Annotated in this window: 10 protein-coding genes; 6 read left to right on the top strand and 4 right to left on the bottom strand. The window is 73.6% G+C overall.

The features are described from left to right. Window positions 1-28: 28 nt before the first annotated feature. Entirely contained in the window at window positions 29-397 is a 369-nt protein-coding gene (locus ABZY31_RS23860) for a PRC-barrel domain containing protein (RefSeq protein ID WP_356413496.1), read from the bottom strand. A 244-nt stretch (window positions 398-641) separates the two neighbouring features. Between ABZY31_RS23860 and ABZY31_RS23855 the strand changes: the two genes are divergently transcribed. Together ABZY31_RS23855 and ABZY31_RS23850 are read left to right on the top strand one after the other, a co-directional pair. Continuing rightward, window positions 642-815 carry a CsbD family protein gene (locus tag ABZY31_RS23855; protein WP_356413494.1) on the top strand — a complete coding sequence of 58 codons (174 nt, stop codon included), beginning with the start codon at window positions 642-644 and terminating at the stop codon, window positions 813-815. Between the two features lie 187 nt (window positions 816-1,002). Continuing rightward, window positions 1,003-2,367, top strand: a complete 1,365-nt coding sequence (locus ABZY31_RS23850; RefSeq protein ID WP_356413492.1) for an NAD(P)/FAD-dependent oxidoreductase — start codon at window positions 1,003-1,005, stop codon at window positions 2,365-2,367. A 162-nt stretch (window positions 2,368-2,529) separates the two neighbouring features. On the opposite strand, the gene ABZY31_RS23845 is transcribed toward ABZY31_RS23850, so the two are convergent. After that, complete coding sequence (locus ABZY31_RS23845) at window positions 2,530-2,775, bottom strand: protealysin inhibitor emfourin (protein ID WP_356413491.1); 246 nt, start codon at window positions 2,773-2,775, stop codon at window positions 2,530-2,532. 791 nt (window positions 2,776-3,566) lie between these two features. On the opposite strand from ABZY31_RS23845, the gene ABZY31_RS23840 reads away from it, so the two are divergent. From ABZY31_RS23840 to ABZY31_RS23825, 4 genes are all read left to right on the top strand, one after another. Next, window positions 3,567-5,060: a DUF11 domain-containing protein gene (locus tag ABZY31_RS23840; RefSeq protein ID WP_356413489.1), complete on the top strand. Its 1,494-nt coding sequence runs from the start codon at window positions 3,567-3,569 to the stop codon at window positions 5,058-5,060. Window positions 5,061-5,195: 135 nt separating this feature from the next. Further along, complete coding sequence (locus ABZY31_RS23835; RefSeq protein WP_356413487.1) at window positions 5,196-7,343, top strand: hypothetical protein; 2,148 nt, start codon at window positions 5,196-5,198, stop codon at window positions 7,341-7,343. Between the two features lie 106 nt (window positions 7,344-7,449). Continuing rightward, entirely contained in the window at window positions 7,450-9,540 is a 2,091-nt protein-coding gene (locus ABZY31_RS23830; RefSeq protein ID WP_356413486.1) for a DUF11 domain-containing protein, read from the top strand. A gap of 158 nt (window positions 9,541-9,698) precedes the next feature. Next, on the top strand, window positions 9,699-10,952 hold the full coding sequence (locus ABZY31_RS23825; RefSeq protein ID WP_356413484.1) for a serine hydrolase domain-containing protein: 1,254 nt from the start codon (window positions 9,699-9,701) through the stop codon (window positions 10,950-10,952). 35 nt (window positions 10,953-10,987) lie between these two features. Here ABZY31_RS23825 and ABZY31_RS23820 read toward each other — a convergent pair whose 3' ends face one another. Next, entirely contained in the window at window positions 10,988-11,992 is a 1,005-nt protein-coding gene (locus ABZY31_RS23820) for a DUF4872 domain-containing protein (protein ID WP_356413482.1), read from the bottom strand. Window positions 11,993-12,067: 75 nt separating this feature from the next. Next, a complete protein-coding gene (locus tag ABZY31_RS23815) occupies window positions 12,068-13,198 on the bottom strand; it encodes a cellulose binding domain-containing protein (protein ID WP_356413480.1) in 1,131 nt (376 codons plus the stop codon). Window positions 13,199-13,230 lie beyond the last annotated feature (32 nt).

Raw genomic sequence — 13,230 nt, 5'->3', positions numbered from 1 at the left:
CGCAGGGGCCGTCAGGCGCAGGAGGCCGTCAGGCGGTGCGGCGGGCGAACGACGCGCCGAAGCCGTAGTACGTGCTGAGTGCGGAGCGGTAGTCGGCGGTGCCGAGGTGCCTGTCCCGGTCGAACTGGGGAGCGCCCTTGATCTCGGACTTGGTGAGGTCGACGTAGATCCGCTGCTCCTCCTCGTCCACCTTCGTGATGGCCCGGACGGGAAGGAGCACTTCCTTGCCGAAGACCCACACGCCGGTGTCCACCACGAGGTAGGACGAGCCCACGTCGGCGGAGTGCTTGTCGACCTTGCCGATGGGTCCCTCGGTCGCCTCGACCTTGTAGCCGGTCAGGTCCATGCCCGGCCGGAAGCCCGACGTCTTCCGGTACGCCCACACGTTTCCGTTCACGAAAAGCAACTCCCTCATCGAGCTCGTCACAGCCTGCGATCCACTGCTGGCCCGGTTGCCCGGTCCTTTCGCCCCGAAACCCTTGATGGGCCAAGCATCTTGAAGGACACGTTCCTCAAAACGCACCGTTTAGCGTCCGGCGGACGGGTCACAAGCGGTTGCGTAAGACGTTTCCTCACGCACAGCACGCCAGGCGCCGCCGCACCTGCGGGGCGCTCGCAGCGCGCATAGGGAGTGATGAGCAGTGTCGGGTGAGCAGAAGTCCGAAGCCAAGACCGAGCAGGCCAAGGGCAAGATCAAGGAAGTCGCCGGACGCACCGTCGGGAACGAACGGCTGGAGGCGGAGGGCCGCGGCGAGCAGGCCAAGGGTGACGCCCGGGAGGCCAAGGAGAAGATCAAGGACGTCTTCAAGGACTGAACGACCTCACGCGCCGGCGGGGCTGGGGCCGAACCGCATGACGGTTCGGCCCCAGCCCCGTTTGTGCGCGGAGGGTTCCCCGATGACGGAAGGGCGCGATCCGGCCGCCGTTCCCGCCGGAGGTGCACACGCCGCCTCAGCGGGCAGGCGTCAGGTGACCGGACGGCCCAGAGAAAGGACGGAAACCGTGGCGCGACCGAGGATCCTCGTGGTGGGCGCAGGCTTCGCAGGCGTGGAGTGCGTCCGGCGCCTGGAACGCAGGCTGTCCCCCGACGAAGCCGACATCTCCGTGATCACACCGAACTCCTACCAGCTCTACCTCCCCCTGCTCCCCCAGGTCGCCTCGGGCGTCCTGACACCGCAGTCCGTCGCCGTCTCGCTGCGCCGCAGCAGCCGCCACCGCACCCGGATCATCCCCGGGACGGCGATCGGCGTGGACACGCGGGCCAAGGTCTGCATCGTTCGCAAGATCACGGGCGAGGTGACAGACGAGGCGTACGACCACCTCGTACTGGCGCCCGGCAGCGTCACCCGCACCTTCGACATCCCGGGCCTCCTGGAACACGGGCGGGGCATGAAGACCCTGGCCGAGGCCGCGTACCTGCGGGACCACGTCATCGCGCAGCTCGACCTCGCGGACGCCAGCCAGGACGAGGCGGAACGGGCCGCGCGGCTGTGCTTCATCGTGGTCGGCGGGGGATACGCGGGCACCGAGACGGCGGCCTGCCTCCAGCGGCTCACCGACCACGCCGTCAAGCGCTACCCCCGGCTGGACCGCCGGCAGATCAGCTGGCACCTGCTGGACATGGCGCCCAAGCTGATGCCCGAGCTGGGTGACTCGCTGGGGCGCACGGCCCTCGACATCCTGCGCCGCCGCGGCATCCAGGTGTCGCTGGGGGTGAGCGTCGCCAAGGCGGGACCGGACGAGGTGACGCTGACCGACGGCCGCGTCCTGCCGAGCCGGACCCTCATCTGGACGGCAGGGGTCGCTGCGAGCCCGCTCATTGCCACGATAGACGCCGAGACCGAGCGGGGGCGCCTGGTGGTGACCCCGCAGATGACGGTGCCGGACGCTCCGGGCGTCTTCGCGCTGGGGGACGCGGCGGCCGTGCCCGACCTCGCCAAGGGCGGCGACGGCGCGATCTGCCCGCCGACAGCGCAGCACGCCCTGCGGCAGGGGCGCACGCTGGCCGAGAACGTGATCGCATCGCTGCGCGGGGCGCCGCTGCGGCCCTACGTGCACAAGGACCTCGGTCTGGTGGTCGACCTCGGAGGCACCGACGCCGTGTCCAAGCCGCTGGGCATCCCCCTGCGCGGGCTGCCCGCCCAGGCGGTGGCCCGCGGGTACCACTGGTCGGCCCTGCGCACGAACGTGGCCAAGACCCGGGTCATGACCAACTGGCTGCTCAACGCCGCCGCCGGGGACGACTTCGTCCGGACGGGCTTCCAGTCGTCGAGGCCGCCGACGCTGCGGGAGTTCGAGGACACCGACGCCTACCTGACCCCCGAGCAGGTGCGCGAGCACACGCGGGCCTTGCGCGCCGTGGGGTGAGCCGGCCGGTATCCGGGGGCGAGCGCACGTACGCGACGGGGCCCGGCCGGGGGTGCATCACCCGGCCGGGCCCCGTCGCGTACGGATTCCGTGGACGGTCGAGAGGTGACCGACGGTTGACCGGCGGAGTCGCGCCCGGTGCGGATCGGGCGCGGGCCGTTGTCAGGCCTCTTCGGCGAGGACCGCGCGGATCAGCTTGCGCTGGTCGGCGGTGAGACCGTTCTCGTCGACGTCGAGCACCTGCCCGTCGACCGTGATGCGGTAGTGGAACCCGTCCGCCACCGGCTGCGGAAGGACGCGCCGGGCGAGCCCTTCCCACTCGGCGGCGTCGGGCCGGGCGGAGGTGTCGACCGCCCGCTCCTTCTTCACGGCGGCGAAACCCCCTGAGCGAGTGACCGTTATCAGCATGATCGTTCCCTTCGCGGGCTGGATCTTCTTCCCCCGCGGACCCGGTGCGGGACCGCCTTTCGGCGGCGGTCGGGCGCCGCGGGGCCGTGGATCCGCCTGCCCCGGAACCGGCGGCCCTCCCCGCCGGGTGGACCGGTGGCGCACAAGAGGGCCTGAATCCGTCCGTGCCTGGCCGACGGGCGACGGGTGGACGGCGGCGGGCGCGAGCGCGGTGCGGGCGCGGGTCGGGTGTCCGTGCATGGGGACGTCGGCGCCGGGTATCCGCAGCGTGCCTGCCGGGCGGGGTGCGCGGGGGCGCCGTCCCCGGCGGCCGGGCACCGGCCACGACCGCCCCCGCCCGCACACGAGCAGCAGAGGAGCAGTCGCCATGGGCACACCTCCCACCGACCCGGTTCCGCCCCAGCCCACGCCCTCCCCGGGGCCGGGTCCCGGCCCCGCACCCGGGCCGCTTCCCGGTCCGGTCCCCGCGCCGGGTCCCGATCCCGTACCTCCCGCCCCGCCGCAGCCGGAGCCCGACCCGCCCGCCCCGGTCCCCGTACCGGATCCGGGGCCGCACCCCGGCCCGCTGCCCGGCCCGGTACCGGCGCCCGCCCCGGTCACGTAGCGCCGTAACGGGCCCGCGGATCCGGGCAGCGGTGGACCCGCCAGGCGGGACCTACGACCGAGGGGCTGAATTCGATCACCCATTGGCCACAAATGATCACGAAGGATGCGCCATTTTCCGTATTTGTGTGAATAGCTGACCGCAACCGCTCCACCCCTGGGGAGTCGGCATCTCCGGAGGGCGAGCGATGCGACGTGTCTGCGACAACCGGCCCGGCCGCGGCCCGTACGGACGGGCCGCGGCCGCGGCCTGCACGGCGGCCGCCGTCTGGTTCCTGCCCGTGACGCCCGCGCTCGCGGCCGCGACCCCGGCGGCGACCGAGCCGCCCGCGGCGGCGCCGCCCGCGCCGACCGCCGCACCGGCACCGGTGGAGCAGGCGGCCCCCGCGCCCGCTCCCGCCGCCGTCCCCGTGGACCCGTCCGCCCGGCCCGCCCCGGGCGCACGGCACTCCGCAGGCCGGGGCGGGGCCCGTACGCCCGCCGGTCCGTCCGCCGCCGTCCCCGCGACGGACGCGGACCCCGCCCCCGCGACGGAGCGGGGTCCTGGCCTCACGACGGAGCCGGGCGCCGACCTCGCCGTGTCGGGTGTCCTGCGGCCGGCCGTCTCCGGACCCCGGGACCACCGGGAGGGCGCCGGCCCGGCGGGGCGGGAGACGTTCGACTACATCGTGACGGTGACCAACCGCGGCCCTTCCACCGCCCGGCAGGTCCGCGTGACCGACCGGCTTCCCGCCTCCCTGGAGTTCGTCTCCTCCCGCGACGGCTGCACCGCGAGCGGTACGACGGCCGTGTGCGGGCCGCTGGCGACGCTGGCGCCGGGCGGGACCCACGCGTGGATGATCACCGTACGGCTGGCCCCCGGCTACGAGGGGGACGGCTCCGACATCGTCAACGAGGCGGTCGTCGACGCGGCGACCCCGGACCCCGACGCCCGCAACAACACGGCTTCGCTGACGGGCCTGGACGTTCCGCCCGACGTCCGCACCGCCGACCTGTCGCTCCGCAAGACGGCGGTGCTCGCACGGGGACGGGAACACGTCAGGCCGGGCGAGACCTTCTCGTACCTCATCTCCGTGCACAACCACGGCCCCGGCACCGCGCGTCGGGTCGAGGTCACCGACCGGCTGCCCGCCTCGCTGACCCTGCTCTCCTCGCCCGACGGCTGCGCGACCGCGCCGGGGGCGGACCGGATGGTGGTGTGCCCGCCCCGGGAGCGCCTGGCGGCCGGCGCGACGGCGGAGTTCCGGATCACGGTGCGCGCCTCCGCCGCGGACCGGGCCAACCCCCCGGCCAGGATGTGCACGCCCATCGAGAACGTCGCCCGGGTCACCAGCGCCACCTTCGACCCCGACCTGTCGGACAACGCCAACGCACCGGACACGACCGGTCCGGACGGCGGCCGGCTGTGCCTGGTCTCCGACGGGGACGAGGGGCACCACGGTGGGGACGACGGCGACGGCGACCACGGCCGCGACGACCAGCACGGCGACCACGACGACCACGGCCGCGACGACCAGCAGGGCAACCACGACCACCAGGGCCGTGAGGACCACCACGGCGGCCGCGGCGACCTCGCCGACTCCGGCGCGAAGGTCCCGCCAGGACTGCTCTGGGCCGCCGGCGCACTGGTGGCGGGCGGGGCGGGGCTGCGGACGGCCTTCCGCGCACGGCCGCGCGCCTGAGCACGGGCGCCGCCGGCACCCGTGACACACACCCGCGACACACCCGTGGCAGCACATGCAGAGGCACCCGTAGAGGCACCCGTGGCGGCTGCCTCCGGGGGCGTCGCCGAGCGAGCAGATGAGGAACGCCCAGGTATGACACTGCCCCGCAACCGGAGCAACGGGTGGCGGCGGGCCGCCGTGGCGCTGCTGTGCGCGGCCGCCCTGGCGCCGGCCCTCGCACCCCCGGCCGCGGCCGTCCCCGCGGCGGCGGCCACGAGCACGGTGGACCCGCAGCGCTCCCCCACGGCAGGACGCGGACCCCGGGCCCTCGCCTTCCCCGTGAACGAGACGTTCGACAGCTCCACCACCCTGGGCACCACCAGCGGCAACGCAAGCGCCACCGGCACCGGCTGGCTGCGGCTGACGTCCGCCGGCACCGGTCAGGCGGGCACCTGGAAGCTGAAGGACTCCTTCCCCTCCACCCTCGGCTTCATCGCCGAGTTCAGCTACGCCACCTACGGCGGAACCGCCTTCGAGGGCAAGCGGGGTGACGGGCTGTCGTTCTACCTGACCGACGGCGCCGCGGCCGACGGGGCCGGCCCCTCCGGGGGCAGCCTCGGGTACGCCTGCACGGGTCCGCTGGCCTCCCGCTGCTCGGCCTCGGGCGTCCCCGGTGCCTACCTCGGCATCGGGCTGGACGAGTTCGGCAACTTCTCCTCGAACGTGGTCGGCAACGGCGGCCCGGGCGGCCAGCCCAACAAGGTGGTGGTGCGCGGCGGCGGCAGCGGCTCGACGGGCTACCGCTACGCCACGGCCGCGGACGGGCCGGGCGGGACGGTGGAGACCGGCAGCCGCGCCAAGGAGCGCACGGTCCGCGTCTCGCTGCTGCCCAGCGGTACGAAGATGCTCCTGTCCGTGTGGTCCGACAGCGGCCCGGGGACCGCCCTGACCCGGCTCATCAGCGACTACGACATCACCGGCATCGCCAACCAGCCGAAGCTGCCCGCCACCCTCAAGGTCGGGTTCTCCGCGAGCACCGGCGGCGCCACCAACGTGCACGAGATCGACGACCTCAAGATCAACGTGCCGGCCGACCTGAGCATCACCAAATCCGGTTCCCCCGCGAGCGTGCCCGCGGGCGGCGGACCGGTGACGTACACCCTCGTCGTCTCCAACAGCCAGGCCAACGAGGTCACCGGCGCCCTCGTGCGCGACACCGTCCCCGGCCTGACCGACGTGACCTGGAGCTGCGCCGCCGGGACCGGCGGGACCTGCGGGCGGGCCTCCGGCAGTGGCAGCACGCTGGACACGACGGCCGACTTCCAGCGGGGCGGCTCCGTGACCTACACGGTCACCGGTACCGCCCCCGCCCAGCCCGCGACCCTGGCCAACACGGCGACCGTCACCGCCCCGGCCGACCGGACGGACACCAACCCCGCCGACAACAGCGCCACCGCGGCCGACACGGTGGTGACCGCGCGCGCCGACGTGGCGGTGGAGAAGGAGGGGCTCGGGCCGGGGCCGGTGGTCCCGGGCCAGGAGTTCGAGTACCGGATCACCGCGCGCAACCTGGGCCCCTCCCACACCACGTCCGTGCGGGTCGCCGACACGCTCCCCGGCCCGCTCCGGTTCGTCTCCTCCTCCGACGGGTGCACGGCGTCGGGGCAGGAGCTGTCCTGTCCGGTCCGCGCCGCGCTCAACGCCGGTACGAGCACCTCGTGGACCGTGCGCGTACGGCTGGACCCGGCCTACCAGGGCGACGGCGCCGACCTCGGGAACGTCGCGACGGTCCAGCACGCGGTCACCGACCCGAAGCCCGCCAACAACACGAGCGCGGCCGCCGCCCCGCCCGGCGGCGTCGCGGCGGCCCGGGCCGACCTCTCGCTGGTCAAGGCCGCCGGGAGCAGTGCTCCCGTCGCGCCCGGCGAGAGCTTCACCTACACGGTGACCGTGTCCAACGCCGGTCCCTCCGTGGCCCGTCAGGTCTCCGTCGGCGACCCGCTCCCGGCGGCGCTCGCGTTCGTCTCCTCGGCCGGGGGCTGCTCCGCCGTCGGCCGGAGCGTCACCTGCGGCACGGTGGCGGCGCTGGCCCCGGGCGCGACCCGCTCGTGGACCTTCACCGTGCGCCTCGACGCCGCGTACAGCGGTGACGGCACGACCCTGCGGAACACCGCGACCGCCCGCGCGGACACCGCCGACCCCGACCCGCTCGACAACAGCGGCTCCGACGGCGTACCCGGCGGGCGGACCCGCCCGCCGAGCGCCGACATCGAGCTGTCCAAGCGGGCCACGGCCGGCTGACGGGCTCCCGGGGCCCGCTCCCCTCCGCCCGTCCCGCCCGGCACCCCCCTCACTCCCGTACAGCGCTCTGTACGGTCCTCTCCGCACGAAACGGAAACGATGCGCGATGACGACGACACCAGGCCGGCGGCCTGCGGTGTGGGCCCCGGCCCTGCTGCTCTGCGCCGCGGCCCTGTGGACCGGACCGGTCCCCACGGCCGCCGCCCTGCCCGGCACAGGGCACACGGTCGAGGTGACGACACAGCGTGCCAAGGCCCCCGGTGATCTGATCACCTACACGCTGACCGCGAAGAACAAGGGCCCGTCGGTGGCCCGCAACGTCACCGCGACGGACCGGCTCCCCGCCGGGATCTCGTTCGTGGACTCCTCGGACGGCTGCACCGCCGTGGGCCAGACCGTCACCTGCGGTCCCGAGCCCCAGCTGGCGGCCGACCAGACCAAGAGCTGGAGCTTCCAGGCCCGGTTGAGTCCCTCGTACCAGGGCGACGGTTCGGACCTCGGGAACAGCGCCACGGGCACCTCGGACGCCACCGACCCCGATCCCGGGAACAACAAGCCGGACCCGGCGCTGCCCCCGGGGCCGTTCGGCCCCGTCTCGGACCTGGCCACCGTCAAGACCCCGCTGGGCACCGGGCCGACCGTGCCGGGCCAGGAGTACGAGTACGAGGTCCGCACGACCAACAAGGGCCCCTCCGACGCGCGCAACGTCAAGGTGACGGACACCCTGCCCGCCGGGCTGACCTTCGTCTCCTCGGCGGACCCCTGCACGGTGTCCGGCCGGACCGTCACCTGCGGTCCGCTGGCCCGGCTCGTCCCCGGCGCCGAAGTGGTGTGGACCTTCAAGGTGAAGCTGGACGCCGCCTACGCCGATGACGGCAGCGACCTGCGCAACACCGCGACCTCCTCCTCCGCCTCGAAGGACCCGGAGCCCGCCGACAACACCTCCCACGCTGTGCTGCCCCCGGGCGGCGTCACCGCCCCGCAGGCCGACGTGTGGACGACGAAGCGGCCGGCCACCGACACCCCGATCGCCCCCGGGCAGACCTTCGCGTACGTGGTGAGCGCCCACAACGACGGCCCGTCCCGCGCGGTCGCCACCACCGTCACCGACAAACTGCCCGCGCACCTCGCCTTCGTGTCCTCGCCCGACGGCTGCTCGGCCAGCGACGGTACGGTCACCTGCGGGCCCGCGGCCGTCCTGGAACCGGCGGCGTCGCGGACCTGGCGGTTCACCGTCCGCCTGGACAGCGGCTACACCGGCGACGGCTCCGACATCCGCAACACGGCGACCGCCACGTCCCGCACCAAGGACCCCCGGCCGGAGAACAACACCAGCAGCGCGGCGGGCCTGCCCGGCAGCACCGTCAACAAGCCGACCGCGGACCTGGCAGTGACGAAGGAGGCCATCGGCACCAGGCCGCCGGTGCCCGGTGAGAGCTTCTCCTACCGGATCCGGGTCACCAACAACGGCCCCTCGGCCGACGCGTTCAACGTCAAGCTCGGCGACGACCTCCCCGAGGGCCTGTCGTACGTGTCGTCCTCCCCCGCCGGATGCACCGTCGCCGGGCACCTGGTGTCCTGCAAGCGCACCAGCCCGCTCAAGGTCGGCGAGACGGTCGAGTACCTGCTCACCGTCAAGGTGGATCCCGCCTACAGCGGCGACGGCAGCGACCTGAAGAACACCGCCCGGGTGACGGCCGACAACATCGACCCCGCGAGCGAGAACGACTCGAGCACCGCGACCGTCCCCGGCGGCCACGTCGCCGATCCCGCCGCCGATCTCGCCCTCACCAAGAAGCCCGTCCAGAACTCCCCCGTGGCGCCGGGCGAAACCTTCGACTACGCCCTGACCGTCACCAACAACGGCCCTTCGCAGGCCGAGCAGATCACCGTCTCCGACACGCTGCCGACGGCACTGAGCTTCGTCTCGGGCGACGCCACCTGCACCTCCGGACGGACCGTCACCTGCGGCGCCCTGCCACGGCTCGCGCCCGGTGCGTCGATGACCTGGGTGATCAAGGTGAAGCTGGATCCGGAGTACACCGGTGACGGCTCGGACATCCGCAACACCGCCACCGTCGACGCCCTGACGCACGACCCGCACATCGGCAACAACACGAGCACCGCAGCCGGCCCGCCCGGAGGCAGGGTCAAGGACCCGACCGCGGACCTGGAGGTGGGCAAGACGACCCCCTGACCCGCCCGCGCACCCGTCCCGCACCGCAACCGCACGGCGACTCGCCGCGCGGCCGGTGCGGGGCGGGCCTACGGTGGTGGAGCCGGCTCTTCTCCCGGGCCCCCGCTCGTGCCCGGATCACCGGACGCAACGGGTCCTCGAACGAAGGAGACCATGCGGTGAAGCCAACCCACCTCCGGCTGCGCCGGGCCTGCACGGCCGCCGCCGTGACCGGCGCACTCGTCCTCCCGGCGGCCGCCGGGACGGCGTACGGCGCGACCGCCCCGCCGCCTTCCCCTTCGGCCACCGCCCCCTCGGACTCCACCGCCCCGCCCTCCCCCGACGCGGGCGGCCACTTCCCGCAGCTCACCCCGGCCGTCGCCGCGCGACTGGACGCGGCCGTGCGCGAGGTCATGCGCGAAACCGGGGTACCGGGCGCGACGGTGGGGCTGTGGGCCCCCGGCAAGGGCGCGTACGTACGGACCTTCGGCGTGGCGGACAAGGCGACCGGCGCACCGATGAAGAGCGACCTCCACGTGCGCCTCGGCAGCGAGACCAAGACGTTCACGGTCACCGCCCTCCTCCAGCTGGTCGACCAGAAGAAGATCGGCCTGGACGATCCCATCGGCGACTACGTCACCGGCGTTCCGAACGGCGACCGCATCACCCTGCGCGAACTCGCGGGCATGCGCAGCGGGTTGTTCAACTACACCTTGGACCCGGACTTCCTCAAGAAGCTCGAGGGGGATCCGGGGCAGTCGTTCGTCCCGCAGCAGCTGCTCGACTACTCCTTCAGACACCCCGTGCAGTTCGCGCCGGACCAGAAGTTCGACTACTGCAACACGAACCTGATCCTGCTCGGCCTGGTGGTGGAGAAGGTCACCGGCAGACCGCTCCACGACGTCATCGCGCGGGACGTCATCGCACCCGCCGGTCTGCGCGGCACGTTCTTCCCCACCGGTGCGCAGCTCCCGGATCCGCACGCGCACGGGTACACGGACCAGACCGCCTCGGGGCGGCTCGAGGACGCGACCGACTGGAACCCCAGCTGGGGCTGGGCGGCCGGAGCGATGACCTCCGACCTCCAGGACTTGCGCAGCTGGGCCCCGATCCTCGCCACCGGCACCCTGCTGACGCCGGCAACCCAGGCGGAGCGCCTGAAGACGACCCCGATGGACCTGCCGGGCACGGGGTACGGGCTGGGAATCTTCAACGTGCAGGGCTGGCTCGGCCACAACGGCTCGCTGCCGGGCTACGAGAGCCTGACCGTCTACCTGCCGCAGGAGCGGGCGACGATGGTCATCCTGCTCAACACCGACGTCGTCCACGACGGCCAGGAGCCGAGCACGCTCTTCGGCCAGGCGGTCACCGAGATCGTGACCCCGGGCCACGTGTACCCCATCCACAGACCGCTGGTCCCCCGGCCCGGCTGAGGCCACGGCCGAACCGGGGCGGGACCCCCGGGACGCTACTTCTGCAGCGCGTCGACCGCCCGGCCCTCCAGCTCCAGGCAGCGGTCCACGCGCTGCGCGCACGCCTCGAAGAGCGCGCGGCGCCCCTCGGCGCCGGCGTCCGCGTCGGCGTCCCGGGCCAGAGCGGCCAGCTCCGACCAGTGGCGGCCGGATTCACGGAAGAGTCCGGCCGCCTCGGAGCGCCCGACCAGGTCGAGGAAGTCCGCGTACAGCGGCCGGGTCGCGCCCGGCGCGGTCCACTCCTCCTCCAGGCAGCGGTACAGCCGCCCGGTCGCGGTGCGGAAGGCCTCGGGGGAGCCGCCGAAGCGCTGCTCCCAGCCCGCCGCGGTGGTCCCGTCGCGCAGCTCCGCGGCGAACTTCTGCATGCCGGTGAAGCCGAAGTTCACGTCGAACTGGTTGCCCAGCACCAGGCCGGTGAGGTGGGTGACGGTGGAGACGATCGCCCCTTCGACGTCCGGTTCGCCCTCGGGCGGACCGGTGGGCACGACCAGCTGGTGGCGGCCGCCCCGGTGGGCCGTCCAGGCCGCGCCGAATTCCTCGCGGTCGATCCGGTACGGGGTCTCGGCGCCGTCCTCGATCAGCAGGTCGTCGCCGTCGTACCCGGCGATGACGACGGTGTACGGGTCGGCGCCGGTCTTCTCGGCGTCGGGGTCGCTCTCGTGCCACGGCAGGGAGGAGCGGTCGACGACGCAGAAGGCGGGCTGCCCTTCGTCGAGCGCGGCCCGGACCCGGCCCCAGCGGGGCTTCATCGCCCGCGTGGCGTCGTACGGCACTCCCAGCCGGCCGAGCGCGACCTGCACCCAGGGCTCCGGGTAGGCCTGGGCGACGAGGGTGGGCAGGGGCACGCGGCCCTCGTACGCGAAGACGAAGTACATGAAGCCGATCCCGCCGGCGAGGCCCGCGACGAGCTCCTCGTCGTGGACGCTGCCCAGGGCGTGCCGGATCAGGGAGGCTTCCCGATGGCGTCCGGTACCGAAGTCTTCGTACACGAGCACAGTCATGCGACCAGCCTAGCCGCGTCCCGGGGCGGGCCCGACCGGCCGTCCCCGGGCGGGCCGGGGACGGATCCGGCGGGCTCACGCGGTGGTGCAGGCGCTCCCGTTCAGGCTGAAACCGGCGGGCTTGGCGAAGGCGCCGCCGTAGGTGCCCTGGAACCCGAAGGAGGTCCGCCCGCCGGCGGGGATCTCCGCGTTGTGGCCCGCGGGGGTCGCCGTGACGGTTCCCGAGGAGGGCGAGACGCCCGCGTTCCAGGCCTGGGTGATCTGCTGCCCGGAGGGGAGGGTGAAGGCGAGCTTCCAGTCGCGCACGGCGGCGGAGCCGGTGTTGGTGACGGTGACGTCGGCGGTGAAACCGCCCGGCCAGACGTTGGTCCCGTACGCCACCGTGCAGGCCGCGCCGCCACCGGGGCCGCCCGGGTCACCGGGGGAACCCGTGGTGACCGTCGAGGAGAAGGAGGTGACGGCGAGGCCCGCGCCGTTCTGCCAGGGCTCGAAACCCGCCTGGACGCTCGTCAGGTACCAGCTGTTCTGTGCCAGCCCCCGGGAGACGGCCTGGCGGACGAAGTCCATGACGTCGAAGTTCCAGCTCGTGATCGCCGACGGCGCGACGAAGGACAGCACGTCGTTGGTCCCGTTGTTGCCGGACCACACCTCCCACTGGCGGCCCGACACGGTGGCGGAGCCGGCCCGTGAGCCGACGGGCTGGACCGGTCCGACCCGGTTGAACCACACCATGATCTCGGTGCGGTTCACCCCGTCGGTGCGGGGCGCGGGGTCGAGCCAGATGTCGTAGGCCGCGTCGTAGGCCCCCTCGTTCACATAGCCGTACGAGATGGCGGTGGGCGCGGCCGCGATGCCGTCGAGCCGGGCCGGGAGGCGGGTGCCGGGCGAACAGGTGGTGTAGTGGCAGCCGTTGAAGACGGACGGGTAGGACTTCGGGGCGCCGTTCGTCGGGACCGATCCGTCGGCCCGGGTGATCCGGAAACCGGTGTCGGTGACGGCGACGCACTGGCTCTCGCCGGTGCCCCAGCGGTTGTTCTGGACGACGTAGCGGCCCTGGATCGTCGTCGTTGCGTAGGCCTCGCAGAGCGTCGTGTCGGCCTGCGCGGCCGACGTGGCGCTCAGCAGCGCGGCCAGTGAGAGGAGTGCGGTGAGCAGGGCGCCCAGCAGAGCCGGTGTTCTGCGGGCACGGCGGGGATGAGGCGGCATGGCGATCCTCTTCGGAGTGGGGGGAGTGGTCC

Origin of the sequence: Streptomyces sp. NPDC006529 (genome assembly GCF_040611795.1) — a bacterium.
Classification (GTDB): domain Bacteria; phylum Actinomycetota; class Actinomycetes; order Streptomycetales; family Streptomycetaceae; genus Streptomyces.
Note: the sequence above shows the minus strand (reverse complement) of the source record. Positions and strands in the feature narration are given on the sequence as shown.